The organism is Falsiroseomonas sp. (assembly GCF_041690465.1).
In the GTDB taxonomy this organism is placed as follows: Bacteria; Pseudomonadota; Alphaproteobacteria; order Acetobacterales; family Acetobacteraceae; genus Falsiroseomonas.
On sequence record NZ_JAWLHG010000002.1, the window covers coordinates 196,167 to 221,232 of the forward strand.

At 69.9% G+C, this 25,066-nt stretch carries 20 protein-coding genes; 13 read left to right on the plus strand and 7 right to left on the minus strand.

Annotated elements, in window-relative coordinates:
• Window positions 1–8: 8 nt before the first annotated feature.
• Entirely contained in the window at window positions 9–1,202 is a 1,194-nt protein-coding gene (locus ACESM1_RS03020) for a VanZ family protein (RefSeq protein ID WP_372617595.1), read from the plus strand.
• On the plus strand, window positions 1,199–2,278 hold the full coding sequence (locus tag ACESM1_RS03025; protein WP_372617597.1) for a GNAT family N-acetyltransferase: 1,080 nt from the start codon (window positions 1,199–1,201) through the stop codon (window positions 2,276–2,278). The genes ACESM1_RS03020 and ACESM1_RS03025 overlap by 4 nt, the downstream gene beginning before the upstream one ends.
• 106 nt (window positions 2,279–2,384) lie before the next feature.
• Here ACESM1_RS03025 and ACESM1_RS03030 read toward each other — a convergent pair whose 3' ends face one another.
• Entirely contained in the window at window positions 2,385–2,537 is a 153-nt protein-coding gene (locus tag ACESM1_RS03030) for a hypothetical protein (protein ID WP_372617599.1), read from the minus strand.
• Window positions 2,538–3,334: 797 nt separating this feature from the next.
• Here ACESM1_RS03030 and ACESM1_RS03035 point away from each other — a divergent pair.
• The 7 genes from ACESM1_RS03035 (at window position 3,335) to ACESM1_RS03065 (ending at window position 11,090) form a co-directional block, all read left to right on the plus strand.
• Window positions 3,335–5,449 (plus strand): hypothetical protein, encoded by a 2,115-nt coding sequence (locus ACESM1_RS03035; protein WP_372617601.1) that lies wholly within the window; start codon window positions 3,335–3,337, stop codon window positions 5,447–5,449.
• Window positions 5,446–6,366 carry a polysaccharide deacetylase family protein gene (locus ACESM1_RS03040; protein WP_372617603.1) on the plus strand — a complete coding sequence of 307 codons (921 nt, stop codon included), beginning with the start codon at window positions 5,446–5,448 and terminating at the stop codon, window positions 6,364–6,366. Before ACESM1_RS03035 ends, ACESM1_RS03040 begins: the two co-directional genes overlap by 4 nt.
• 188 nt (window positions 6,367–6,554) lie before the next feature.
• Window positions 6,555–7,400 carry a GNAT family N-acetyltransferase gene (locus tag ACESM1_RS03045; protein WP_372617605.1) on the plus strand — a complete coding sequence of 282 codons (846 nt, stop codon included), beginning with the start codon at window positions 6,555–6,557 and terminating at the stop codon, window positions 7,398–7,400.
• Window positions 7,397–8,359, plus strand: a complete 963-nt coding sequence (locus ACESM1_RS03050) for a glycosyltransferase family 2 protein (protein WP_372617607.1) — start codon at window positions 7,397–7,399, stop codon at window positions 8,357–8,359. Before ACESM1_RS03045 ends, ACESM1_RS03050 begins: the two co-directional genes overlap by 4 nt.
• Window positions 8,352–9,434 (plus strand): polysaccharide deacetylase family protein, encoded by a 1,083-nt coding sequence (locus ACESM1_RS03055; protein ID WP_372617609.1) that lies wholly within the window; start codon window positions 8,352–8,354, stop codon window positions 9,432–9,434. Before ACESM1_RS03050 ends, ACESM1_RS03055 begins: the two co-directional genes overlap by 8 nt.
• A gap of 52 nt (window positions 9,435–9,486) precedes the next feature.
• The gene (locus ACESM1_RS03060; protein WP_372617611.1) at window positions 9,487–9,615 is read left to right on the plus strand and encodes a hypothetical protein; all 129 of its coding nucleotides are present in this window, start codon (window positions 9,487–9,489) and stop codon (window positions 9,613–9,615) included.
• 392 nt (window positions 9,616–10,007) lie between these two features.
• Window positions 10,008–11,090 carry a GNAT family N-acetyltransferase gene (locus ACESM1_RS03065; RefSeq protein ID WP_372617612.1) on the plus strand — a complete coding sequence of 361 codons (1,083 nt, stop codon included), beginning with the start codon at window positions 10,008–10,010 and terminating at the stop codon, window positions 11,088–11,090.
• Window positions 11,091–11,184: 94 nt separating this feature from the next.
• Here ACESM1_RS03065 and ACESM1_RS03070 read toward each other — a convergent pair whose 3' ends face one another.
• The 6 genes from ACESM1_RS03070 to ACESM1_RS03095 form a co-directional block, all read right to left on the minus strand.
• Window positions 11,185–12,117, minus strand: coding sequence for a glycosyltransferase (locus ACESM1_RS03070; protein ID WP_372617614.1), 933 nt, complete (start codon window positions 12,115–12,117; stop codon window positions 11,185–11,187).
• Between the two features lie 5 nt (window positions 12,118–12,122).
• Complete coding sequence (locus tag ACESM1_RS03075; protein ID WP_372617616.1) at window positions 12,123–13,601, minus strand: oligosaccharide flippase family protein; 1,479 nt, start codon at window positions 13,599–13,601, stop codon at window positions 12,123–12,125.
• A 268-nt stretch (window positions 13,602–13,869) separates the two neighbouring features.
• Window positions 13,870–14,859: a glycosyltransferase family 2 protein gene (locus ACESM1_RS03080; protein WP_372617617.1), complete on the minus strand. Its 990-nt coding sequence runs from the start codon at window positions 14,857–14,859 to the stop codon at window positions 13,870–13,872.
• The gene (locus ACESM1_RS03085; RefSeq protein ID WP_372617619.1) at window positions 14,852–15,952 is read right to left on the minus strand and encodes a glycosyltransferase family 4 protein; all 1,101 of its coding nucleotides are present in this window, start codon (window positions 15,950–15,952) and stop codon (window positions 14,852–14,854) included. The genes ACESM1_RS03080 and ACESM1_RS03085 overlap by 8 nt, the downstream gene beginning before the upstream one ends.
• 223 nt (window positions 15,953–16,175) lie before the next feature.
• A complete protein-coding gene (locus ACESM1_RS03090) occupies window positions 16,176–18,713 on the minus strand; it encodes an ATP-binding protein (protein WP_372617621.1) in 2,538 nt (845 codons plus the stop codon).
• Window positions 18,714–18,849: 136 nt separating this feature from the next.
• Window positions 18,850–20,721 carry an ABC-F family ATP-binding cassette domain-containing protein gene (locus tag ACESM1_RS03095; protein WP_372617622.1) on the minus strand — a complete coding sequence of 624 codons (1,872 nt, stop codon included), beginning with the start codon at window positions 20,719–20,721 and terminating at the stop codon, window positions 18,850–18,852.
• A gap of 166 nt (window positions 20,722–20,887) precedes the next feature.
• Between ACESM1_RS03095 and ACESM1_RS03100 the strand changes: the two genes are divergently transcribed.
• The 4 genes from ACESM1_RS03100 to ACESM1_RS03115 all read left to right on the plus strand — a co-directional run bounded on the left by ACESM1_RS03100 (window position 20,888) and on the right by ACESM1_RS03115 (window position 25,036).
• The gene (locus ACESM1_RS03100) at window positions 20,888–21,757 is read left to right on the plus strand and encodes a 2OG-Fe(II) oxygenase (protein ID WP_372617624.1); all 870 of its coding nucleotides are present in this window, start codon (window positions 20,888–20,890) and stop codon (window positions 21,755–21,757) included.
• 1 nt (window position 21,758) lies between these two features.
• Window positions 21,759–22,373, plus strand: a complete 615-nt coding sequence (locus ACESM1_RS03105; protein ID WP_372617626.1) for a hypothetical protein — start codon at window positions 21,759–21,761, stop codon at window positions 22,371–22,373.
• Between the two features lie 77 nt (window positions 22,374–22,450).
• Entirely contained in the window at window positions 22,451–22,873 is a 423-nt protein-coding gene (gene ndk, locus ACESM1_RS03110; RefSeq protein WP_372617627.1) for a nucleoside-diphosphate kinase, read from the plus strand.
• A 165-nt stretch (window positions 22,874–23,038) separates the two neighbouring features.
• Window positions 23,039–25,036: a methyl-accepting chemotaxis protein gene (locus ACESM1_RS03115; RefSeq protein ID WP_372617629.1), complete on the plus strand. Its 1,998-nt coding sequence runs from the start codon at window positions 23,039–23,041 to the stop codon at window positions 25,034–25,036.
• Window positions 25,037–25,066 lie beyond the last annotated feature (30 nt).

The following is a 25,066-nucleotide window of genomic DNA, read 5'->3' on the forward strand; positions in this document are numbered from 1 at the left end:
ACAGCCTCGTGAGCAGGATCACGGAGACGCGGCGGCCCATCCTGGCCGCCATCCTGCTCGCGCTGCTGATGGCCGGGTTCATCGCCTACGGCTCGCTCTACCCGTTCCGCTTCCACCCGCTGCCGGAGCGGATGCCGCTTGCCGAGGCGGTGGCGCAGGCCTGGGCGCTGCGCTCGACCAGCCGGGGCGACCTGGCAGCCAACCTGCTGCTGTACGCGCCGCTCGGCCTGGTGTTGGCGCTGGCCTTCGCGCGGCTGCGGCCGCTGCCGGCGACGGTCCTCGCGGTGCTGCTCTGCGCGCTGCTCTCGGCGGGCCTGGAGTTTGCGCAGATCTTCGCCATGCACCGAGTGGCGAGCGGCGGGGACCTGGTGCTGAACATCGTCGGTGCCGGCCTCGGTGCCGCCACCGGGACGGTGCTGGCGCCGCGGCGCGGGGCGGAGGCGCTCGCCTGGCGGCCGCGTGTCGCGGACGCCTTCCCGGCGGCGCTGCTGGCCTGCTGGGTCGGCTACCGGCTATACCCCTATGTGCCGGCGCTCGATCTCGGCGAGTGGCGGGCAAGCCTGAAGCCGCTGCTGCCGCCGTTCGATCCCGACCCGCTGCGCATCCTGCGGCTGGCGATCCTCTGGCTCGTGGCGGCGCGCATGCTGGACGCGGCGCGGCCGCGCGGGGAGGCAGGGCTGCTGCTGGCGGTGCTGATGCTCGGCAGCCTAGTCGCAGCGGTGCCGCTGGTCGGGCGGCGGCTGACGGTGGAGGAGATCGCCGCCGTCGGCCTGGCGCTGCCGGCCTGGCTGGTGCTGCGGCGGCTTTCCTGGCGTGATCGGCTGCTGTTCGCGGCGCTGCTGTTCGTCGTCCTGCTCGAAGGGCTGGCGCCCTACACCTTCCTGGCGGAGCCGCGGCCCTTCGGCTGGATCCCGCTGCGGTCGCTGATGTCCGGGCATTGGGGGAACGGGTTGCAGGCGGTGCTCTACAAGTCGTTCCTCTATGGTGGGCTGGTCTGGCTCGGTCTGCGGGCGGGGCTGCGGCCATTGCTCGCGGGGGGCTTCGCGGTGGCGGTGGCGCTGGCGGTGAGTGCCGCGCAGGCTTGGCTGCCGGGCCGCTCGGCGGAGATCACCGATGCGGTGATCGCGGCCGGCACGATCCTCCTCCTGCAGTTGCTGCGGGGGGGGCGCTGGCCGGGCGAGCCGCGGGTCGCCGGCCGATGAGCGGTGCGCCCGCGTCCCGCCTCGTCGCCGCCACGCGGGCAGGCCTGCCCGGCTGGTGCGATCGCTTCCTCGATCAGCCCGGCGCGGGCGAGTTCTTCGCCTCGCGGGCCTGGTACGACACGCTGCTGGCGCATGCGCTGCCCGAAGGCGCGGAGCCCGTGCTCGCCCTGTGCGGCCCCGAGGAGGCGGCGGTGCTGCCGTTGATGCGGCAGGCCGGGCGGCTTTCCGCGCTGGTTTCGCCCTACACCCTCGATTGGCGGCCGTTGCCGGCGCCCCATGCGGAGGCGGCGGCGCTGCGGCAGGCCGGCCAGTCGCTCGGCCGGCTGCTGCGCTGGCAGGCCCCGCTGCGCCTCAACACGCTGGACCCCGATGCGCCGGGGGTGGCACCGCTGCTGGAGGGGCTGGCCGCCGCCAGGCTGCGGCCGCTGCGCTTCGTGCATACCGGCAACTGGCACGAGGTGCTGCCCCCCGGCACCGGATGGGAGGCCTGGCTGGCCGCGCGCCCCTCGGTGCTGCGCAGCACCATCACGCGCAAGCTGGCGCGCGCCGGGCGGGAGACGGATTTCGAGCTGGTCGCCGCGCCCGGCGCGTCGCTGGAGGCGGGCATCAAGGACTATGAGCGGGTGCGGGCGGCGAGCTGGAAGCCGGACGAGCCCTTCCCGGATTTCGACGGCGCGCTGATGCGGGTGGCGGCGGGACTTGGTCTGCTGCGGCTCGGGGTGTTGCGGGCGCGGGCGGATGGGGCGCCGCTGGCCGCGCAATACTGGATCGTGGACCGCGGCGGGCGGCGCGCCACGGTGCTGAAGCTGGCACATGTGCAGGCCGACCGCGCCGCCTCGCCCGGCACGGTGCTGAGCGCGCAGATGATCCGCCGGCTGATCGAAGAGGATGGGGTGTCGGAACTCGATTTCGGCCGCGGCGACGACGCCTACAAGCAGGCCTGGGTGGCGGTGCGCCGTCAGCGGATCGGGGTGGTGCTGGCCGACCCGCTGCATCCTGCCGGCGCCATGGCGCTGCTGCGGCAGGCGCTGGGAAGGCTCCGGCGGCGCCTGGCTTCACCCGTGGCGAAGGCATGAGGTTCAGCCGAGCCTTCGCCCGCCGCTTCGATGTGTTCTGACCGCCCGCCTCATGCGGGGCCGGTGGGACGGGCGGGTTTCGTGCGGGTCTGCCGGGCGGCGCCGGTCAGCCGAACAGCAACCCGGCCACCAGTCCGACCGTGAGCCATGCCCCCAACGACAAGGCAGCGATGACAAGCACGGCGATGGGCCAGGCGAGGCGATCAGCCGTGGAGCGCTGCCACTCTGCACTTGCCGTCCGGTGCTGGAAGCCACTCATTGCCTCGCCTCCCGCGCATTCCCGCTGCGCCGGGCCAGTGTCCCGCTGTCACCAGTGTCCCGCTGTCAGCGGAGCCTGGCGCGCAGCACCGTTTCTGCCCTGCAAACCTGAATATGGGCCTAACGAATCAAGCCGGAACCTCGTTGTGTCGGTTGAATCACGAAACAGTGTGCCCGGCGAGCGCGAAGTTTCTGCGGCGAAGGGGGCTTGCTCAGGGACGAGAAGCGCTGCTGACGCCGCACAGCCTGGGGGATGGCCGCCTTCATGCTGATTTCGCACAAGAATTTCATTTCGGCCTGCGCGATCTGCTGGCGGTGCGTTGAGTAACAAATTTGCAACACCTGTGGCGATCTTGCGTGTGCGGTCTGCGGCAGGGTCCGGCAATAGTCGCAATCCTGGTCTTCGCGGATCGAACGCGGGCCCCGGTGGCCGTCTTCGCCCGGGAAGCGGGGCGGTCGTGACCGCGCGCTCTCGATCATCATGTCTTCCGGAGGCTTCAGCAGGCCGGGCCGGCCGAGCGCCGCGCCGAAGCGTGCGGTGCTGCAGTTGCAGGGCTTAACGCCCAGTCAGTTCAATTGGCGCAGGTTCACTCTACCGTGCATCTGTCCGTGCGGTTAGAGTAAGGACCCCGCCGGCGATGCGCTGGCCGCGAGGAGGTTCAGCGCGTGAGCAGGCCGAAGCCGTTGCCGAAGCCGCTGGTGACTGAGGACGGGGTCGCCCTGGTGCCGGCCGCTGAGCGGGTAGCGACGCCGCCCACGCGTGCCGGGCACCGGGGCGCAACGTCTTTCATGAGTGCCATGGCGATTCCGCGACGCAGCCTCGGCCTGCTGGGGCTGTCCGCGTTGATGGCCTCGGCGCGCGCTCAGCCGGCTCGCCAGGGTGCCGGGCCGCCTTGTGCCGTGCGCCCGGGCGAAATCGTCGGCCTGCTGCTCGAAGGGCCGGCCCCGGCTGGCACGGTCGCCGTGTTCGGACAGGCCTTCCGCCCGGGCGACCTGCCGCGCGACGCCACGCTGGCCGCTCGTTCGCTCGACGGGCGAGCACTGCCAGTGCAGGCCGACGTCGTCACCCGCCATGCCGACGGCTCGACCCGCTTCGCGGTGGTCAGCATTTCCTATCCGGGAGGCCAGCGCGCCGGCGCCGTGCTGGCGCGGCAGCAAGGCGCGGCGACTGCGCCGCCGATCAACCTTGCCGAGGCGCTGGCCGGCCGCGGCGCCGTGGTCGAACTCCTCCCGGCGGACGGCGGGATGCCCTGGCAGGCCGACCTGGCCGCATTGGCCGCCACGGCGCCGGCGCACATGGCCTGGCAGCGGGGGGGCCTTGCTGCACAGACGCGCCTGATGCTGCCGTTGCCGCCCGCGGCGGTCGGGGGCGCGCGGGCGGCACGGCTTGTGGCCGATGTCGCCATGCGCGCGGATGGCGTGCTCTGGGTCGCCGCGTGGGTTCGCAATGATGGCGCGATGCAGCCGGATGGCGGGGCGGCGCATTATGCCATGCGCCTGCTACTGGACGGACGGGAGGTGCTCGCTACGGAACCGTTCCGCCAGGCGCAGTATCAGGCCTTCGGGCGCAGCCGCGCAGTGGGGCGTGACGGCGAAGCTGCGCCGCTGGTGCGGATGCGTCACGACGTCGGCTATCTGGCCGAGACCGGCGCCGTTGCGCGGTACGACCTTGGCCTTGTCGTCGATCCCGGCCTGCTGGGGAGGCTGGGCAGCGACGTGGCGACGCCCGCATGGCACGTGCCTCTCGCACCGCGTGCCATCGCACAGTACATGCCGTCGGGCGGCGGGCGTGGCGATCTGGGTCCGGCGACGCTGTGGCAGGTCGCCTGGCTGGTGAGCGGCGATCAGCGCGCGGCAGACTACGCAATGGGCCAGGCCGAGGCCGCCGGCGCGGTGCCCTGGCATTTCTGGGATGCGAGCAACGGCACGTGGCTGAACACCGACCACTACCCGCGGCTCTGGACCGACCCGCGCGGCGGCACCGGCCGGCCGGGCGATGCGGCCTCGACCGGGCTGACGCAGCAGCGAGCAGACACCGGCTGGGCACCGGACCTGGCGCATCAGCCCGACCTCTCCACGGTGCCCTTCCTGCTGACCGGCGAGCGCTGGATCCTCGACAACCTGCAGGCGCAGACGTCGGCCACCGTGATGGCCACCTACCCCGCGGAGCGGCTGGACGGCCATGGCCTGGTGGTGAACGGCGGCCAGGTGCGGGCCTCGGCCTGGGCGCTCCGGCAGGTGGGCAACGCCGCCTGGCTTAGTCGGGAGGGCAGTGCCGAGCAGCGCTACTTCCACACGGTCGAAGCGCGGAACTGGGCGTGGCTGGTCGGCAACATCCCGGAATGGACCCGCCGCCAGGGCGAGGCGCATGGCTGGGTGCCGGGTACCTATGGCGGCCGCGGCGCCCTCGCGCCCTGGCAGCAGGACTACTTCGCCTCCACAACCACCGCAGCAGCCAAGCGGGGCAATGCCGACGCTGTCCGCTTCCTGCGCTGGCAGGCGAACTTCCTGCTCGGCCGCTTCACCAGTGCCGAGAAGGGCTTCCCGCCGCACCTCGGCACCAGCTACGGATTGATGGTTGCCGAGCCGACCTCGCACCTGCCGACACAGGCAACCATATACACGAGCTGGGCCCGGATCGCTGCGGAGAATGAACCGCCCGGCCAGACCCGCGCGCGACCGTGGGCGGACGGCAACTACAACCAGCTTGCGCTGGCGACGATGGCCGGCATCGCCGACGCACTGGACTCGCGTGAGGCGGCAGCGGTGTTCCAGTCCCTGGTCGGGCTCTCGTTGCCCGGCACCGCGGCGATCGACTACCAGCGCTGTCCCACTTTCGCCATCGTGCCGCGCGGCTTCAGCCGCGGCCGTGCCGTCGGCTGCGAGCTTGAGCCCCGCCCGCCCTCCCGATGAAAGCCACCCTGAAGCGACTGCTGTTCCGGCTCGGACTTGCGCGCCTGCTGCACCGCGCCCGCAATCGCGACGTCCTGACGGTGGCGATGTTCCATCGCGTGCTGCCGACCGACGATCCGCGCTTCGCCGGCGCCAACCCGACCTACACCCTGAGCCTGGCCGAGTTCGAAACCTGTCTGGACTTCTTCGCCCGCTTCTACAGCGTGGTGGGGCTGGAGGATCTCGACCGGAAGCCATGGCCCTCTTGCCCGCTGCTGATCACCTTCGACGATGGCTGGCGCGACACGTTCGAGTTCGCGCTGCCGGCGCTGCGCGCGCGCGGCTTTCCTGCCGTGCTGTTCGTCGCCACCGACTTCATCGGTGATGAGACCGGGTTCTGGCAGGAGCGTGTCTACGATCACCTCGCCAGGCAGGGCGCCGCGGCGACCGCTGATGCCCGGATCGCCACCCTGGCGACCCTGCCGGAGGCGGCTCGCACGGTCGAGCTGGACGGCCTGCCCGCCCCCGCCCTGCCGCGTCGCATGGCCGATGTGGACGAACTGGCCGCGATGCAGCGGGCGGGCATCGCGATCGGCGGCCACGGCATGACGCACCGGCCGCTGACCGAGGTGAGCGATGCCGCGGCCGAGCTGGCTGGCTGCCGCACACGGCTGGCCGAACTCGGGCTTGGCGGCACCTCGCCTGCGTTCTCGTTCCCGCATGGGCGTGTCACGCCGGCGCTGGTGGCGGAGGCCAGAGCGGCCGGCTTCGGCCGCTGCTTCACCAGCGCGCAGCACCTAGTCTCCCGCGCCGGGCTGGACTCGCCTGCCGGCATCGGCCGGCTCTCAATCGAGCTCGCTGCGCTGCGCCATGCGGGCGGCTTCGACCTGGCCGCGCTGGCATTCAGCCTGATCATGCGTCCGCACAGGGCCGGCTGATGGCGGCGACCGGCCTGACCGCAACGGTGAAGCGCCCCGATGCGCTCGACGAGGCCGAGCTCGCGGCCTGGCGCGCCATGCTGGCGGCAGCGCCACATCTGCAGCGGGCCTTTTTCACGCCGGGATTTGCGCAGGCGGCCGGGCGCGCCTGGCCGGGCGCGCGCGTCGCAGTGCTGCGCGAGGGCGAGATGATCGTCGCCTTCCTCGCCTTCCAATATGCCGACCCCTGGCGCCGGCGCCTGGGCATGGCGGAGCGGATCGGCGGCGCCTTGTGCGACCATGCCGGGCTGGTCGCGCGCCGCGGCTTCAGCATAGAGCCGGCCACGCTTCTAGGGCTGTGCGGCATCGGCACCTTGTTCAACGATCATCTCAGCGGCGGGCAGGCGGCTTTCGGCCTTGCCGCGACGGAAACGCGTGCGGGCCACTTGATCGACCTCGCCGGTGGGGCCGCCGCCTACTTCGCCCGGCTGCGCGAGGTCAACAAGGCGTTCCTGGCAGATACCGAGCGGCGCATGCGCCGGCTGGAGAAGGAGTTCGGAGCCGCCAGCTTCACCGTCCAGGACCGTCCGGACTGGTCCGCCGTGCAGCCACTGCTGGAGGCCAAGCGCGGCCAGTATGCCCGCACCGGCGTGAGCGACGCCCTCGGCAACCCGGCCGCGCTTGCGCTGCTGCGCGCCCTGCTGGAAGCCGACACTGCCGATTGCCGACCGGTGCTGACCACGCTTTCGGCCGGCGGGCGGATGCTGGCGGGTCATCTTGGCCTCCTGCACGCCGGCTGCCTGAGCTACTGGTTCCCGGTCTACGATCCTGCTGCGCAGAAGGTTTCGCCCGGGCGGTTGCTGTTGTGGCGCACGATCGAGGCAGCGGACCGCCTGGGCATCCGACTGATCGACCGGGGCGAGGGGGATTCGCAGGCGAAACGCGACTTCTCGACCGAAGTGCAGAGTTTCGGCCGCGTTGCGTGGCAAGCGCGCGGCTGGCGCGGGATGCTCGCGCGCACGGCCCAGGCAGTGGCATGGAGGCTTGGAGGATGACCGGACCGGCCGTGCCGCACGCCATGCCGCAGCCCAAGGTCAGCGTGGTGATCCCGGCCTACAATGCCGCCGGTCTGATCGGTGCGGCGATCGAATCCGTCATGCGGCAGACGCTGCGCGATCTCGAGGTGATCGTCGTCGATGATTGCAGCAGCGACGGCACGGAAGAGCGCGCGCGCACCCTGCTGGCCGCGTCAGGCCTTCCCCATACCGTCGTGCGCCAGCCGGTGAATGGCGGGCCATCGGCCGCCCGCAACCGCGGCGTCGCCCTGGCGCGTGGCGAATACGTGGCCTTCCTGGATGCCGATGACGAATGGCTGCCCGAAAAGCTCGCCCTGCAGGCCGCGCTGATGGATGCCAATCCGCAGGTCACCCTGTGCGGTTGCCAGGCCGACTGGATGGACACCGACGGCCGGCACATCCGCCCGCTGTACGAGGATCTGCCGGCGATGCTGCCGGACGGCTGGAAGCTGCTGCTGTGGAACTGCTACATCGCCACGCCATGCGCGATGGCCCGCCGCATCGACCTCGGCATAGCCCCCTTCGACGTCGGCCTGCGGGTGGGTGAGGACCGCGATTTGTGGATCCGCCTGGCCAGCAACGGCCAGGTCGGGCTGGTGAACCGGCGCCTGGTCCTGATCAAGGTCTCGGCCGACAGCTTCATGGCCCGTCACGCCACGTTGGTGCTCCAGCACACGCTCCCGATGATCCGCCGCCACCTTGCGGCCTTCACAGACCTGCTGAGCGCGCGCGATCGGATGCGTGCGATCGGCCTGCTGCACAGCCAGATCGGCAAGAGCCTGAGCGGTGCGCCTGGCCAGTATCTGCGCAGCGTCAAGCACCTGGCGCTCGCCACCCTGGCCGGTTATCGGCCGCTCGATAGCCTGCGGCAGATCGTCTTCACGGCACCGCTGGTGCGCAGCACCAAGAACCGCATGAAGGCGTGGCTGCATGCCTGACGCCGCCAACTTGCCCGCCTCGGAAGATGCGGGGTCCGGCCGCCTCTCGCGCCCGCATCTGTGCGTGATCCTGGACACCGAGGAGGAGTTCGACTGGGGGGGGCCATTCTCGCGCCGCCATGCCTCGGTCAACGCGATCGAGCATCTGGGCCGCGGGCATGCGCTGTTCCGCCGCTTCGGGTTGGTGCCGGCGTATCTCGTCGATTACCCCATCATCGACGATCACCGCGCGGCGGGAGTGTTCGGGCCATGGCTGGCCGCCGGCGAATGCCTGGTCGGCGCGCAGTTGCACCCCTGGGTCACGCCACCGTTCGAGGAGGTGGTCTGCCCCTTCAATTCCTATCCCTGCAACCTCGACCCTGCGTTGGAGCAGCGGAAGCTTGCCGTGCTGACGCAGCGGATCATGGAACGGCTGGGCGTGGTGCCGCGCGTCTACAAGGCCGGGCGCTACGGGCTGGACATCTGGCGCGAGGCGATGCTGGCGGATCTGGGCTACGAGGTGGACACCAGCGTGCTGCCCTATCGCAGCTTTGCCGGCCTGGGCGGCGGCCCGGACTTCTTCGGCTATCCCGACCGACCGTTCTGGACCTGCCCCTCGCGGCGCGTGCTGTACCTGCCGGTCAGCCAGGGGCTGATCGGGCCGCTGCGGCGGATGGGGCGGGGGGGGCTGGGCCAGGCGGTGTTCGGCCGCTTCTCAAGCCGGCTTTACATTCCAGGCATGCTGGCCCGCTTCCACCTGCTGGAACGGATCATGCTCACACCCGAGGGCGTCTCCTTCGAGGAAATGCGCCGGCTGGTGGACAGCCAGCTGCGCGACGGCGCGCGCGTCTTCGCGCTCTCGCTGCACAGTCCCTCCTTCATGCCGGGCGGCACGCCCTACGTGCGGAGCGAGGATGACGTTGCGGCGCTGCTGGCGCGTACGGAACGCTTCCTTGAGCACTTCTTCGGCGCGCTCGGCGGGGTGGCGACGACGCCGCTGGCCCTCAAGGCGATGCTGGAAGGCGCAGCCGAAGCTCGCGTCCTTGGACCGGGCGCTCTGACCGGAGAGGCGGCTCGGGAAATTCGGGTAGTCTGATAGCTGGGTTTCTGACTGGCAGTGGCGAAGTTGCCGTGGATCAGGAGCGAGTATGACGAAGCGCACACGGCGGACGCCCAGTCCTAGGTTCGAGGCGACGGCCGCGTTGGTCGCGACCAAGGGTGCGCTGGCCGAGTTGGCGAAGCGTTTCGACGTGCATCTGCGCGAGATCACGGAGTGAAAGGTGCGGTTGCAGGAACGGGCGGCGGACGTCTTTTGTTCTGGCGCTGCGGTGGCCAAGACGGCTCCGGTAGTCGATCTGCAGCTGCAGTTGTAGCATGTGGAGCTTGGGGAGATGACGCTGGAGAAGCGCTTCTTGCCCGCTGAGCGCAGCCAAGCCGGCGCTGCTGAGCGCGGAACAACGATGGGCTTTGCCAATGTCCAGCCTAACGCGCGGCAAGCCGTCCTGTACCCCTGCGTCATGCCACCTGCAAGACGCGCCAACCGACCGGCGGGATGTTACGAATCCAAACGGAAACGTCGTAACAGGAAACCAAGCCACCGCGATGCTCCTGGATACTCCTCTCCCAATTTCATATCGCAATTCGCCAATCCCTCAAAGGAGCCCTCGCGATGAGATTCCGTGCCAAGCGATCGGCCCTGCTTCAGAGTGGGCTGAGATCTGAGATCGTTCAGCTGAGAGATCTGGATCGAGAGGAACGCTGCCTTTTTAGGAATTTGCTGGCGGACTATGTGTCGTCGCAAGTATCTTTCTTAACTTTGGATTTTGCTTTAGCGTGCTCACGCGTCCTGACCGGAGCACTAATTGCCCGAGTATTTGACGAAAACGGCGTGCGTATGTATATACCGTTTCAGAAGGAATCTTCGCCTTTTCATTTAACGCGCCATGCTACGAAGGTTGGTGGCCATCTTTCTGACCGTTTTTCGCCGGCTGGACCAGCGCTGCCGAGTGCTCAATTGCTTGTGCTTGCGGATTTGTTAAAGGTCGATACGTTCCGGTTTGATCATTACGCAGGTAGTGATCCTCGTGAGGGCGGCGGCGATGAAAAAATTACTTCCGGAAAAATCATACGAATTGACCGTGGGGCAGAAGACTACTGGGCTTCCATGAAGAAGCATAATCCAGATTTCTTGCGGAAAATAAAAAAACGTATTCGCGGCTTGGCTCAGCAGAGTGGTGAATTGCGGCTGGATCTAAATGTGTATGATCATCGCGCCCTCGATCAGATAATTGAACACAAGAGGTCGCAATATAAGGCAACGGGCGTCGCCGATGCTCTACAAGAGCAGTGGACGAGAGCTCTCCTTCACGAGCTTCTAGATCTCCGCGATTCTGAGGATCTCTGCCCTCTGCTCTCCGTTTTATATGCTGGAGATAAGTGGGTTGCGTCGCATTTCGGGTTGCTTGGCCCGGCGTCTGAGTCGGGAAGAGTTTTAAGTTATTGGTTTGCGGTGTATAATAAGGAATTCCGAGCCTTCGGCCCTGGTCACATTTTGAAGTATTTTATAATAAACGCTGCTCACGAAGCTGATGTGAACGAAATTGATCTAGGCGAAGGTGAAAACTTGCATAAGCTGGAGTATCTTACATCTGATTATGGACTTTCTCAGGGATTGTCCCTGGCATCGTCTTGGAGAGGATTCGCCGGTCGTTGCGAGCACGCTGCGCACTGGCGGCTTAGGGGAAAGTTCTAATTTGGGGAGTGAAGCCGAATGCATCTGCGCGCCTTGATTATTGCCTTATACTGGTTGGGGCAAGGCTGTCGGCATGGGCGCTCTGCACAGAATGTCAGCGCATAAGGCGGTCATTGCTGGAGGAAAACCATCCGCTCAGCATGCCCCAGAGGTCCCAAAAGAGCAGTTCCGCCTCAAACCGTTCGGCCGGATCCACCCGCCTGCCAGCGAGCGCCGGCATTGCTGACAGCAGCGCAAGCAGCCGGTAATAGGCGAGCCTGACAGGGAAGCCGAAGGTGAGCTGATCGAGTTCGGGCCAGCGCTGCCTGATCCGCACCTTGGCAGCATGGTTCATCATGGCCCGTCGGCGGAGATAGGCCCTTGTGAGCCGCGACGCCGGGATCTCGTGATGAACCCGCAGGGCAGGGACGTACCGCCCGGCCATTCCTGCGCGCATCAGCTTGAGTCCGAACTCCGCATCATCGCCGTAGGTCAGCCACTCCGAGTAGCCCCCGGTCGCCAGGACAGCTTGGCGACGGGCGACGGCGTTGCCGCCCAGGAACACGAGTCCATCCGAAAGCGAGACGAAATCATTCGCGTGTTCGCCATAGTCGACCACGCCGACCAATCCCATGCGGGTCGCAGGCAGCCATGCGGGAGGAGGCACTAGCCAGTCCGGCACATATCGGCCGGTGATGAAGCCGAGCGCTGGGTCCGAGAATGCCGTCGCGATCACCTCAAGCCAGTCCGGGAAGGCGCGCTCGTCATCATCGAAGAAGGCTATGAGCTCGCCCTCGGACGCCGCGATCCCCGCATTGATGGCGATCGGCTTTCCCTGTCGCGCCTCGAAGAGGTAGTGCACCGGCAACATGCCAGAAGCGGCGAGGTGGGCGACAACCTGGCGGGTGCTGTCGGTGGAATTGTTGTCCACCACGATGATCCGGATCTGCAGGCCAGCGGGCCGGCGGCAGCCGAAGAGGCTCTCGACCGCGCGCCGAAGGGATGCGGCCCGATTGAAGCTCGGGAGGATGATGTCGAGCGTTGACATGCCGGCTATCTCCGACCCTGCGGCCGAAAAGCCGCCAGGGAGCACATCTGCCGCACCTGTCCCCAGATCTCATGTCCAAACGCGAACAGCACCAGCAGCCAGCCGAGGGCGCCGACAAGGATGAGTGCGGCCAGGATCTGCGGTGCAACCTCGCTCGGCCAGCCTTGCATCTGCATCCAGGTTGCACTCGGGGCGACGGCCGTGGCTGCGGCGATCAGGCTGACGCCCCAGACACGGGACAGCTCGCCCAGGGTGACCCCAGCGGCGGCACGCACCAGCGGCAAGGTCAGGCACACCCCCACCCATGCCTCCAGGGCACGTCCGGCCGCGGCCCACTCCAGGCCGACCCAGGCGCCAGCGCTGAACGCCGCGAGCCCGATCACCGAGCGCACGCAAAGGACGCGGGTCAGCAGGTGCAGGCGCTCCGTGGCCACCATGAGCTCGATCGGGCTCACCACCAGCTCGACTAGCATGCGCGCGATGCAGAGCCAGACCAGGACCGGCGCGGCGGGCAGCCAGGTGGGGCCGTAGATCAGGGCGATCAGCGGGTCCGCCAGCACAGCCACCCCACCGAACGCCGCCCAGTTGAGCGCAGTGATGACCGCGGCAGCTCGGAGATAGGTGCGCGACAGGTCGCTGCCTGCGCGGCGCTGTGCCGCAAGCGTGGGCAGGACCAAGCGGCCGAGTGGCTCCATGACGCCGAGCTGCACCATTTCGGTGATGCCGGCCGCCCGGCTGAACAGGCCGACCGAAGCCATGTCCGTCAGCCGACCGAGCACGATGATCCCGGTGCGGCTACACAGGTTGGTCACGGCCGTGATCCCCAGCATGGCTGAGCCGAAGCGCCAATAGTGGCGCCATCCCTCCAGGTTCGGCCGCACCCGAATCCGACGCCAGCAGAACGCCAATCCGAGTGCCGAGCCAGCCGCGGCGCCTGCCACCGTGCCCAGGGCGAGGCTGGCATAGGAGAAGCCATTCGCCGCCGCTACGATAGCAACTGCCGTGGTCACTACGGCCTTGGAGACGCTTATCACGAAGAGCCGGCCGAAGCGCATCTCCCGCTGCAGCAGGCCTCCCGCGACCAGTTCCCATGGGCCCAGCAGTGTCGCGACCGACAGCAGCGAGATTGCCGGCACCACCCGGGGCTCGTCGAGGATCTCCGCCAGTGCGAAGGACAGCAGGACCAGCACGGCGGCCATCGCGGCGGACTGCAAGGCCTGGAGCGTCAGTAAGGCGCCCAGCCGCCGCGCCGAAAGGGTTTGCTCCGCCACGATGTACTGCGACACGCCGGTGTTCTGAAGCGCGAAGACGAGGCCGTTGGCGGTTACGGCGATGGCGAAGACGCCCATCTCCTCGGGCGTCAGCAACCTGGCAATGATGACGGACCCGAAGAATAGGATGCTGAATTGGAGGGCGCTCCCTCCGACCGTGAAGAAAGCCGAGACGCGAATTGACTGCCCAGGGCTCGTCGGACCGCCGCTCATGCCGGGGTTGGGTGGGGGCAGAGCATATCCCTCATGGAGGCTCGAGACCAAACCCTGTCCTTCCGCCTCCGCGGCACCGCCTCGCGCTTGCCGGCGCTGCGAGCCACCGCAATTCCGCACAGGTAGAATGCACGTTCTGGTTGACGCAAGCGCGGCGCGCTTCGCAGGCAGCGTTGGCAGCCGCTGGCGCGGAACGTGCCAAGCCACCCTTGCAAGGACTGCGCATTCCGCGTGTCCCTGAGCGAGACGGGCCCCATTTGGATGGCGTTCAGCCAATTCGCGCTCGGCTCGAACGGGCCGCAGTAACGGCGCCGCGCCCGACCGCCCGCAAAGCCCTTGCCGAGGGGCTGAGGATAAGCGCTTGCAACGCGACTTCGAGGCTCCGTCGCGGTTGGCTCTCTCCAGCCAGGATGTCGGCGAGATCCAGCATGCCCCAAGCGCGGCATTTCCTCGCAACTCGCCGCATGCCCGGATCGAACATGACGCTTTCGGCCCGCAGGCTGGCCATGATGAAATACATGGCTCGGTCCAGAGCGCTGTAGCTGCGGACTGCGCTCGGGTGCGGGCTGACATCGACGGCGGCGATGGGCATGGCGCGGTACACCACACGTCTTGCACGATCCACCAGGCGCCAGGTGATCTCCACATCCTCGGCGACGGCAGCGTGCTCCCAATACGGTCCGGCCGATGCAAGGAGAGCGCGGGCAACCACAAGCGTATCCGCGTGGAAATGCCGGTGCTGCAGAAATTTCTGCAGATTGGTCCGCGAGGGGGCGAACAACTCCGGGCCAGCGGAGAGGGGGTGTCCACGAAGCAGCGGATCGACGACGGAATTCCAACTCGGAATCGTAATCTTTTCCTTGTTGGAGAAGCGGATATCGGCAAAGAACAGGTCGGCACCTGCTTCGCGCATGGCAGTAACGGCAACGTCGAGATGATCCTCGCGCACCCACTCGTCGTCATCATCGCAGAAGGCCAGATAGGTCCCACGTGCCATCGCGATACCGCGATTGCGCGCTTTTCCGGGATTTCCACTCTTCCGGTCGCCGACTGCAAGCGTTCTCAGTATGAACCGGTCGTCGAGCATCTGCCATATCTCGGCATATTGCCTGATCGTGGCCTCGTCCGACCCATCGTCTATGACGATGCATTCGAAATCCGATTGAGTCTGCGCCTTGATGGCGGCAAGGGCGCGCGCTAGCGGGCCGGCGCGGTTGAACGTTGGCACCACGATCGAGATGAGCGGCATATCAGTCATCAGGTGCCTGCGTGTGTCGGTTGTTGGCTGCCATGATGTTCGGGCCCGGTCGAGTAGCCGATGGGCCGGGCAGCACCATGTCCATCGCCGCCGCCAGGCGCCTCGCGCGTGCGGCGGTGGAGAAGTCCCGTTCCACCCGCGCCCGGCCCGCCGCTCCCATCGCCGCTGCGCGCGCGGGATCGGTCCACAACTCGGCCAGCGCGGCGCCGAAAGCGGCGGTGTCGCCGATGGGCACGACACGGCCGGTGACGCCGTCCTCGGCCAGTTCCGTCACGCCGGAGGAGGCGCTGAGCACATAAGGCTTGCCCATCGCCATCGCCTCCAGCAGCGAGGTCATGCCGCCCGGGCTGATGCGCTGGCGGAGGGGAAGCGCCACCAGTCGCGCCCCAGCATATAGCGTGCGCAGTTCGCGGTAGCTGACGCGGCGGTCGATCACCTCGATCCTCGCGCGCGCGCCGGTCGGCTGCGGCACGGGCAGGCGCGTCAACAGCTTGAGCTCGAGGTCGAGCCCGGCCGCCGCCTCGACCAGCAGCGAGAAGTCGCGCGCGGCATCGTTGCCCACCGCCAGCGCGTAGTCGCCGGGCCCGGCAGCGGGATCAGGGCGGAAGAACGCCTCGTCGATGCGCGGGCCGACGTAGAAGGGCGGCCGGCGCAGCGTGAACTGGCGCACCAGGTACTCGGCCTGCGCGTGCGTCTGGGTCAGCACGAGGTCGGCACGCGGCAACACGAATTCCTGCACGATGCGACGAGGGCGCCAGTCGGCATGGTCGGAATCGTGCATCACCAGTATCGGCCGGCGGAACAGCGGGCGCAGCGCCAGTGGCACAACCGCCCCGCTTTCCACGATCGACAGCAGCACCTTCATCTTCCTTCGGCGCAGCATGGCCCACACTGCACGGGCAGGATCGATCGCACGCCACAGCGCGTGCTGGCCGGCCAGCGGATTCCAGGGTGGCTTGAAGAACGGCACGTACTCGGCGGCGATGCCATGCCCGGCAAGCGCCGCCACGATACTCATCGCGGTGGGCGCGTCGTCGGCACCGGCTGGCTCGAAGCCGCGGTCGATGTCGGTGAACAGCAGCAGGTCGGGCATTCAGCCCCCCGGTCTGATCAGCGGGGCGTGGGCCGCCCGCGCCCTGGGCGACGTCGCGCGCAGGTGACCGACAGCGGTGGCGGCCACAACGGGCTCGCACACCATCGGTCCCAGTACTGAAAACGCCATAGTTGAAGTATCCGACGGCAAATCGAAAAGGTCCAGGGCCGGATCGGCGGTGCCGCCGAGCCGATCGGGGCCTCCGGGCCGGCGGCGCTGATCGCTACGCGACCTCCACGCGGGTCAGGCGCCGGACCAGGCGGGCCAGCTCCTCCTGCCGGTAGGGCTTGTTCAGGCGCGGCAGCCAGGATGTCGCGCTGGGCGGCAACTCGGCATAGCCGGTGGCGAGCGCCACCGGCATGGCGGGCCGCTCCACCCGCAGGCGTTCCGCGAGCTCAAGCCCGGTCAGCCCCGGCATCGCATGGTCGGTCAGCACCAGGTCCACCATGGGATCCCGGTCGAGCTGCAGCAGCGCATCCTCCGCCGACGTTGCGACCAGGGTGCTGTGCCCAAGGTCCTCCAGCATCATCGCCGTGCCCGCCGCCACCAGGGGGTCGTCATCCACCACCAGGACGCGACGCGGCGGCCCCAGGCTCGGCGCCTGCTCGGCCATCGGGCCACTGGGCTGCGGGCTCTCGGCTCCGGCGCGGGGCAGCCAGACCTCGGCGGTGGTGCCCTCGCCCGGTCGGCTGCGGAGCGTGAGGCCGCCGCCCGATTGCTGCGCCAGGCCCTGCACCATGGACAGGCCGAGGCCCGAGCCATGCCCGACCCCCTTGGTGGTGAAGAAGGGCTCGGTCGCGCGCGCCAGCGTGGCCGCATCCATCCCCACCCCGGTGTCGCTGAGGGCCAGCCGCAGGTAGCGGCCCGGCAGCAGCTCGGGCGGCGCCTCCGGCGAGGGTGCCTCCGCCGCCGCCGCGGTGATCACCACCCGGCCACCCTCCGCCATCGCGTCGCGGGCGTTCACCACCAGGTTCAGCAAGGCGAGTTCCAGCTGGTTGGCGTCCACCAGGGCGGGCGGCAGATCCTCGCGCAGATCCGCCTCGATCCGCACGGTCGGCCCCGCCGAACGCTCCAGCAGCGGCGTGACGCCCCGGACCAGCTGGGCGAGATCCACAGCGGCCGGGCGCAACTCCTGCCGCCGGGCGAAGGCGAGCATCCGCTGGGTGAGCGCGGCGCCGCGCTCGGCGCCCTGCTGCGCGCCGTCCAGCAGGCGAACCAGCCGTGGGTCGGGCGGCAGGCGCTTGCGCAGCAGTCCAAGATTGCCGAGCACCACCATCAGCAGGTTGTTGAAATCATGCGCCACCCCGCCGGTGAGCTGGCCGAGCGCCTCGACCTTCTGCGCCTCGCGCAGCTTCGCCTCGGCAGCCTTCAGCTCGGTGAGGTCATGCGCCTCGGCCAGCAGCCAGGAGATCCGGCCCCCGGCGTCGCGCACCGGCCGAAGCGAGACTTCGAGCGGCGCGAGCCGGCCATCGGCGGCGCGGGCGACGATCTCGCTGCGCCGCGTCAGGCCCTGGCCGGCGGCTGCGATCGCCACGGCCAGGCCGGCCCGGGTCTTGCCATCGGGCCAGCAGGGCAGCTCGGCGAGCCCCTGCCCGACTGCCTGCGTGCGGGTGAGCCCGAGGAAATCGAGCGCGGTCTCGTTCGCTTCCAGCACGACGCCCTGCTGGTCGAGCAGCGCCATCAGCTGGAATGTGCTGTCGAACAGGACGCGGAAGCGCGTCTCGCTGGCCGCCAGATCGCGGGTGCGCGCGGCGACGCGGGCCTCGAGCCCCACCGCGGCCTCGCGCAGGGCCCGGTTGGCGCCGGCGAGTTCCGTCCGCGCCCGCGCTTCCCGGTTCGCCAGCAGGATTGCCAGCGCGGCGAGCAGCAGCAGCCCGAGCGTGACGGACCCGATCACCTCGACGGACCATCGCACCGCGCGACGCCACGGCGCCACCGCTGCCTCCACCGGCAGGCTCGCGGTGACCAGCACCGGCCAGTCCGCGAGCCGGCGGAAGGCGACGATCCGCTCTCCCTCGGCGAAGGGCAGGACGGTGCGCAGCATCCCTTCCGCCTGTGCGGCCGCGCGCGCCAGCAGGGGCGTCCCGGACAGGGAGAGATCGAGCTGTTCGGGCGTCAGCCCGGTGTAGGCCAGGATGCGCCCCTCGCTATCGAACAGACCCATCGTGGCGCGGCTGGCAAAGGGGCCGAAGGCGAAGATCTGCTGGAAGAATCCGGTGCGCACGGCAAGCTGCACCACGCCGTCGAACGCGCCGTCCGGGGTGCGCAGGATGCGGGAGTAGGTGAACAGGATCTCGTCGGTGATGCGGCTGTGCAACGCTTCGCCCACATGCGTCTCGTCACCGAACTCGGCGTGGGCGCGGAACCAGCGCCGGTCGGAGAGGTCCACATCGGCCACGGGATGGTCGTAGGAGCTCAGTACCGGGCGGCCGCGCGCATCGATGACCGTCAGGTAGTCGCCGGCCGAACGCACCGACAGGTCGCGCAGCCAGTGATGGGCGGCGACGCTGCCGCGCAGCGCCTCGGTGCCGCCCAGCTCGGCGACCCGGGCGGCCGCCTGGGCACTGACCAGCTCCGCCGTCTCGAACACCCGCTGGGCGTATTGCTCCGCGACGCGGGAGAGGTTCCACAGGTCGCTCTCGGCCCGCAGGAGCGCCGCCGCGCGGTCTTCACGCAGCGAGTCGGCGCGCATCCCCACCAGCGCCGCCAGGAACAGCAGGACCAGGGCCAGGATGGCGATACTGACGCGGTGCGGGGCCAAGCTTCCTCCGGTCGTTGGGCCGCGAGGCGCTGGCCTGCGGGCGGACCGGTTGCGATGCCGACCGCGTGATCCAGCGTTAGCCGCTACCGGTCCGCGCGCATAAGGGCGGAGCTTTCGCCTCGCATTCTTGTGATGCTCAGGCGGCGTCCAGTTGTTCCGAAAGGGCGAACCATTCCTCTTCCAGCGCGGCGATCTCCCTGGCGATCGCCGCGCGCCGCGTGGTGGCCCAGGCGATGTCCTCGGCCTTGCGCTTCGCATAGGTCTCCGGATCGGCGAGCCGCTTCTCGATCAGCTTCGCCTCCAGCCCGAGGCGCTCCATCAGCTTCTCGATCTCCCGCAGGCGCTGGCGCAGCGGTGCGAGCTGGGCGCGGTTCTCGGCGCGCTCGCGCCGTTCGGCGGCGCGGCCGGTGCCCGGAACGGCCTCGGCGCGGGCAGTGGCGCGCGCCCGCTCGGCCAGCAGGGTGCGGTATTCCGCCAGGTCGCCCTCGAAGGGCGTCACCATGCCGTCGGCGACCAGCCAGAGCCGGTCCGCGACCAGTTCCACCAGGTGCGGGTCGTGGGTGATCAGCAGCACCGCGCCCTCGAACTCCGCCAGCGCCTTCACCAGCGCCTCGCGCGCATCGATGTCGAGGTGGTTGGTCGGCTCGTCGAGGATCAGCAGGTTCGGCGCGTCGCGGGTGCAGAGCGCCAGCAGCAGCCGCGCCTTCTCGCCGCCCGAGCATTGGCTGATCCGCGTCTCCGCCTTCTCGCCGGCCAGGCCGAAGCGGGCGAGCTGCGCGCGGCAGACCGTCTCCGTCGCCTTGGGCAGCGCCGCCTGCATGTGGGTGAGCGGCGTGCCTTCGGGGTCCAGCTCCTCCGCCTGGTGCTGGGCGAAGAAGCCGACCTTGAGGCGCGGGGCGCGGCGGATCTCGCCGCGGGTCGGCGCCAGCCGCCCGGCAAGCAGCTTGGCGAGGGTGGACTTGCCGTTGCCATTGGCGCCGAGCAGCGCGATGCGGTCGTCCTGGTCCAGCCGCAGGTTGAGCCCGCGCAGCACCGGCGGCCCGCCATAGCCCACTTCCGCACGCTCGATCGCGACCACGGGGGGCGAAAGCTGCTCGGGCTCGGGGAAGGCGAAGCGGGTCGGGGTGTCCTCGATGACGGCGTCGAGCGGCGGCAGCTTCGCCAATGCCTTCAGCCGCGACTGCGCCTGGCGCGCCTTCGAAGCCTTGTAGCGGAAACGGTCCACGAAGGCCTGCATGTGCGCCCGCGCGCGCGCGATCTTCGCCGCCTCCGCCGATTGCTGCGCCGCGCGCTCGGTCTTCTGGCGGACGAAATCCTCGAAATTGCCCTGGTAGGTGGTGATCTTGCCGCGATCGAGATGGGCGATGATGTCCACGCAGCGATCGAGCAGGTTGCGGTCGTGGCTGACCACGATGGCCGCACCGGGGAAGCGCGCCAGCCAGCCCTCCAGCCACATCGTCGCTTCCAGGTCGAGATGGTTGGTCGGCTCGTCCAGCAGCAGCAGGTCGGGTTCGAGGAACAGCGCGCGGGCAAGCGCCACGCGCATCCGCCAGCCGCCGGAGAAAGAGGCCAGCGGCCGCGCCTGCGCCGCCTCGTCGAAGCCGAGGCCGGCGAGGATGGCGGCGGCGCGGGCGGGGGCGGCATCGGCGCGGATGGCGATCAGCCGCTCATGGATCTCGGCGGCGCGATGGGCCTCGGGCTCTGCTTCCAGCTCGGCGAGCAGGGCGGCGCGCTCGGTGTCGGCGGCGAGCACGGCGTCGAGCAGGCTGCCCTCGCCACCCGGCGCCTCCTGCGCGACCTGGCCGAGCCGGGCGCGGGCGGCGAGCCGGATCTCCCCGCCATCGGGCTGGAGATCGCCGGTGATCGCCTTCAGCAGCGTGGACTTGCCGGCGCCGTTGCGCCCGACCAGCCCGAGGCGGCGGCCGGTGTCGAGCGTCATGTCGGCGCCGTCCAGCAGCACGCGGCCGCCGACGCGGAGCACCAGGTTGCGGATGGCGAGGACGGTCATGGGGTGCCGCTATAGCCCGGAGCGGGCATCGCGCGTAGGCCAGGATGCGGCGGGGGGCCGCGCGGCCGATCGCGCAACAGTGTCGGTCGTTGACCGTTCCGTGTGTTCGGCGCCCCCGGCCAAGCCGGCTATTGCCGGGCATGCGCCGGGAACGAGCGGGGGAAGCATGTCGTCGGCACACCAGGATATCTCCGGGGCCACGCGGCCGCTGCCGGGATTCGATGGCGAGGTCGCGCGCATGGTGCCTTTCGCGCGCCTCGTCGCGGAGCGGCAGGCCATCGCCGGCCGCTACCGGGCGGCCCGCCCCTATCCGCATGTGGTGCTGGACGGGCTGTTCGATCCGCATGTGCTGGACCGCGTCGCCGCCGATTTCCCCGACGCCACGCCGCCCGACTGGGTGCAATACGACACCGCCAACGAGATCAAGCGCACCTCCCGCGGGCTGATCGGCGTGCCGGCCTATGCCAATGCCTTTCTCTGGCAGCTCTGCTCCGAGCCCTTCCTGGAATGGCTGCGCGAGGTCACCGGTATCGAGGATCTGGTCGCCGACCCGATGTTCCACGGCGGCGGGCTGCATGAGAGCTTCCGCGGCGGCTGGCTCAACATCCACGCCGACTGGACGCAGCACCCGCACCTGCCGCTGGTGCGGCGGCTGAACCTGATCGTCTATCTCAGCCGCGACTGGCGGGAGGAATGGGGCGGTGCGCTGGAGCTTTGGCAGCCCGGTGCCGATGCGGCCGGCGCGCGGCTGGCGCCGCTGTTCAATCGCGCCGTGCTCTTCCCGACGACGTCCGAGACGTTGCACGGCTTCCCCGACGCGCTGCGGTGCCCCGCCGACCGATCCCGCCGATCCGCCTCGGTGTTCTACTGGAGCCCCGATCCGGAGGCCGTGAAGCAGGGCGCGCCGATCACCTTCCTGCCCGGCAGGCGGCGCACGCGGATCAGGGCCTTCGCGCGGTCGCTGGTCCCGCCCATCGCCTTCCAGCTGCGCGACGGGCTGCGCAGCGCCGTGGGCCGCCTGCGCCGGACTGCCTGAGATGGGCCCGGCCGGCATCCATGCGGCGCTGGAGCGCCTCCTCCGGGACGTGGCGAAGTGGCCGCCGCTGTTGCGCGATCCCTTCGCGGCGGCGCTGGCGCTGTGGAGCGTGTGCCTCGGCGTGCTGCTCGCCTCGGTGCTGCCCTTCCATGCCGAGGTGCTGCTGGCGCTGCCGGGCGTGGTGCTGGCCTGGTTGCTGTTTGGCGGCAGCAGCGCCGCCTTCGGTCTGCTGGTGGCTGCGCTTGCGGTCACCTGGGTCGCCGAGGGACGCCGGGTGAGCCTGTTCGCGGCCGGCGCCGAGGAGGCGCTGGTGCTGTTCCTGCTGGCCTGCGGCCTTGGCACCGCCTGCCTCGGTGCGCGGCTCTGGGTGCGCCAGCGGGAACGCCGGGCGGCCCTGCTGATGGACGCCTGTGCCGAGGATGCCGTCAGCCGGATCTCCGCCGCCGAGGTGCGGCTGGCGGAAGCCGAGGCCGGGGCGAAGGCGGCCCGCCAGCGCCTGGCCCGTGCGGAGGCGGACCTCGCGGGCGCCTTGCGCAGCGCTGCGGAGGCTGCCCGGCGCGACGCCACGCTGGACGACGGCTTCGAGGAGGCGCGCCGGCGGGAGGGCGGGGTCTAGGCGGCGCAGGGCTTGCGCCGCCGCCCGCATGCCCCTATCCCGCGCCCGCCTTCGCAGACGCAACAAGGAACGCCCCCATGGCCACCGAGCGCACCTTCTCGATCATCAAGCCCGACGCGACGCGCCGGAACCTGACCGGCAAGATCAACGCCGTCTTCGAGGAGCACGGGCTGCGCATCGTCGCCCAGAAGCGGATCCAGATGACCCGCGCCCAGGCCGAGACCTTCTACGGCGTGCACCGCGAGCGGCCCTTCTTCAACGACCTGGTCACCTTCATGATCTCCGGCCCGGTGGTGGTGCAGGTGCTGGAAGGCGAGAATGCGGTGGCGAAGAACCGCGAGATCATGGGCGCCACCAACCCGGCCAACGCCGCCCCCGGCACCATCCGCAAGCTCTTCGCCGAGAGCATCGAGGCCAATTCCGTGCACGGCTCCGACAGCGCCGAGAATGCCGCGATCGAGATCGCCTACTTCTTCGCCGGCTGCGAGATCGTCGGCTGAAGCCGGCGGCGTCGGGGCGGGGCCGCGGCCACCGACCCGGCGCGCCGCGCGTGTTCCGGGGCGTGTTCCGGGCCGGTGGGCCGGAACGAAAATGAGACCCGCCGCCTCAACCATCCCTCAACCCGGTGCGTGCAATCTCCCGGCAGAATCGCTGGGAGAACTGCCATGCGCCGTTGGCGCGCCTCGATCGGGCTGCGGCTTGCCGCCGGCCTGATCCTGCTCGGTGCCGTCGCCCTCGGCGGCGCCGGCGTCACCTTCCTCGCCCTGCAGCAACAGGCCGCGCGCCAGCTGGAGACCGCCCGCCTGCATGAGGCGCAGGCGCTGATCGAGCGCGTGCGCGTCGGCGTCTATGCCGTGGTGATGGAGAGCCGCGGCCTCTACCTCGCCGCCAGCCGTCGCCAGGCGGAAGGCTTCGCCCGTGGGCTCACGCGCCATCTGGACGACATGCAGAAGGCCTGGTCCGAGCTGCGTCCGCGCCTTCCGCCGGGGGAGGCCGCCACGGCCACGCGGCTGGAAGGTGCGCTCCGCGGCTTCGTCGAGCTGCGCAGCGAACTGGCGCGCATCGGCGTGGAGGAAGGCCGGGAGGCGGCGGACCGGCTGGGCAACAACGACGCCAATCGTTCCAACCGCACCGCCTTCTCCAACGCGCTCGACGCGCTCTCGGTCTCGCTGGACGCCACGGTGGAGCGCCTCCAGGCCGAGGCGGTGGCCGCCTCGCGGCGGTTGGCGCTGATGCTGATCGGCTTCGCCGCGCTGGCGGTGTCGGTGGTCACCGGCGGCATGCTCTGGCTGACGCAGCGTGACATCGCCCGGCCGCTGCGCTCGCTCGCCGACGCGCTGCGCGAGATGGCGGAAGGCAGGCTGGAGGGTGCGAAGCTGCCGCCCGGCGGACCGGGCGAGGTGGGCGCGATCGCGGGCGCCGCCCATGTCTTCCTGGAAAAGCTGAAGGAGAATGGCCGGCTCGCCGCCGAGGCGGCGGCGGTGCGGCAGGCGCGCGAGAGGCGCCAGGCGGCGATGGACCATCACACCCAGGAGTTCGGCGCGTCCATCTCGGGCGTGATGGCCGCCCTCGCTTCGAATGCCGAGGCGACGCGCGTGGCGGCGGATGCGCTGGCCAGCGGCGCGGCGCGTACCCGCGCCGGCGCCGTCGAGACCACCGAAGGCGCCCGCGAGAGCCAGCGCAACCTGCAAGCCGTCGCCGCCGCGACGGAACAGCTGACCGCGAGCGTGGCGGAGATCGGCCGCCAGGTGAGCCACGCCGCGGCCGCGGCACAGCAGGCCGTGGAGCGTGCGGACGCCACGCGCGGGACGGTGCAGGGCCTCGCCGATGCGGCGGGCCAGGTGAGCGAGGTGGTGCGCCTGATCGCCGACATCGCGGCGCAGACCAACCTGCTCGCGCTGAACGCCACCATCGAGGCGGCGCGGGCCGGCGAGGCCGGCAAGGGCTTCGCGGTGGTGGCCGGCGAGGTGAAGCAGCTCGCCACCCAGACGGCGACGGCGACCGAGCGGATCTCGCAGCAGGTTGCCGCGATCCAGGGCGCGACGGCGGAGGCCGTCACGGTGGTCGCCGGCGTCGGCGAGGCGATCGCGCGCGTGGATGCCGTCGCTTCCGCCATCGCCGGCGCGGTGGAGCAGCAGGGCGCGGCGACGCGCGAGATCGCCGCCAGCGTGCTGGCGGTGACCAGCCGCACCGAAGCCGCGACCGGCGCGATGGATTCGCTGGTCGGCAGCGCCGAGCAGGGCGGCGCCGAGGCTGAACGCGTCCGCACCTCCTCGGTCGAGGTCAGCCGCGTGGCGGAGGAGGTCCGCTCGGAGGTCGAGCAGTTCCTCCAGGCGATGCGCGTGGATGAATCGGAGCGCCGCCACTTCGAGCGCATCCCGGGCCAGCGCCTGCCGGCCGAGCTGCGTGTGCGTGGCGGTGCGCCCAGCGCCGGCGTGCTGCTGGACATCGCGCGCGGCGGCGCGCTGTTCGAGAGTGACACCGCGCTGAAGCCCGGGACCGAGCTGGAGGTCGGCTTCGCCGGCGTCGCGCCAATCCCTGCGCGCGTGGCGCGGTGCGGGTCCGGCCAGGTTGCCGTGGCATTCCGCCAGGATGCTGCGTCGCTCCAGCGGATCGGTGCCATGCTGGCCAGGCTGGCGCCGGCGGCGCGGGAAGTGGCCTGACGCGTCGCGCCATCAATCCGGTGCGGTTCA

What these genes read in the sequence shown, in the direction of transcription:
- ACESM1_RS03025 (WP_372617597.1), top strand. Translation starts at nt 1,199, where the DNA reads ATGAGCGGTGCGCCCGCGTCCCGCCTCGTCGCCGCCACGCGGGCAGGC.
- ACESM1_RS03030 (WP_372617599.1), bottom strand. Translation starts at nt 2,537, where the DNA reads ATGAGTGGCTTCCAGCACCGGACGGCAAGTGCAGAGTGGCAGCGCTCC.
- ACESM1_RS03035 (WP_372617601.1), top strand. Translation starts at nt 3,335, where the DNA reads ATGGCGATTCCGCGACGCAGCCTCGGCCTGCTGGGGCTGTCCGCGTTG.
- ACESM1_RS03040 (WP_372617603.1), top strand. Translation starts at nt 5,446, where the DNA reads ATGAAAGCCACCCTGAAGCGACTGCTGTTCCGGCTCGGACTTGCGCGC.
- ACESM1_RS03045 (WP_372617605.1), top strand. Translation starts at nt 6,555, where the DNA reads ATGATCGTCGCCTTCCTCGCCTTCCAATATGCCGACCCCTGGCGCCGG.
- ACESM1_RS03050 (WP_372617607.1), top strand. Translation starts at nt 7,397, where the DNA reads ATGACCGGACCGGCCGTGCCGCACGCCATGCCGCAGCCCAAGGTCAGC.
- ACESM1_RS03055 (WP_372617609.1), top strand. Translation starts at nt 8,352, where the DNA reads ATGCCTGACGCCGCCAACTTGCCCGCCTCGGAAGATGCGGGGTCCGGC.
- ACESM1_RS03060 (WP_372617611.1), top strand. Translation starts at nt 9,487, where the DNA reads ATGACGAAGCGCACACGGCGGACGCCCAGTCCTAGGTTCGAGGCGACG.
- ACESM1_RS03065 (WP_372617612.1), top strand. Translation starts at nt 10,008, where the DNA reads ATGAGATTCCGTGCCAAGCGATCGGCCCTGCTTCAGAGTGGGCTGAGA.
- ACESM1_RS03070 (WP_372617614.1), bottom strand. Translation starts at nt 12,117, where the DNA reads ATGTCAACGCTCGACATCATCCTCCCGAGCTTCAATCGGGCCGCATCC.
- ACESM1_RS03075 (WP_372617616.1), bottom strand. Translation starts at nt 13,601, where the DNA reads ATGAGCGGCGGTCCGACGAGCCCTGGGCAGTCAATTCGCGTCTCGGCT.
- ACESM1_RS03080 (WP_372617617.1), bottom strand. Translation starts at nt 14,859, where the DNA reads ATGACTGATATGCCGCTCATCTCGATCGTGGTGCCAACGTTCAACCGC.
- ACESM1_RS03085 (WP_372617619.1), bottom strand. Translation starts at nt 15,952, where the DNA reads ATGCCCGACCTGCTGCTGTTCACCGACATCGACCGCGGCTTCGAGCCA.
- ACESM1_RS03095 (WP_372617622.1), bottom strand. Translation starts at nt 20,721, where the DNA reads ATGACCGTCCTCGCCATCCGCAACCTGGTGCTCCGCGTCGGCGGCCGC.
- ACESM1_RS03100 (WP_372617624.1), top strand. Translation starts at nt 20,888, where the DNA reads ATGTCGTCGGCACACCAGGATATCTCCGGGGCCACGCGGCCGCTGCCG.
- ACESM1_RS03105 (WP_372617626.1), top strand. Translation starts at nt 21,759, where the DNA reads ATGGGCCCGGCCGGCATCCATGCGGCGCTGGAGCGCCTCCTCCGGGAC.
- ndk (WP_372617627.1), top strand. Translation starts at nt 22,451, where the DNA reads ATGGCCACCGAGCGCACCTTCTCGATCATCAAGCCCGACGCGACGCGC.
- ACESM1_RS03115 (WP_372617629.1), top strand. Translation starts at nt 23,039, where the DNA reads ATGCGCCGTTGGCGCGCCTCGATCGGGCTGCGGCTTGCCGCCGGCCTG.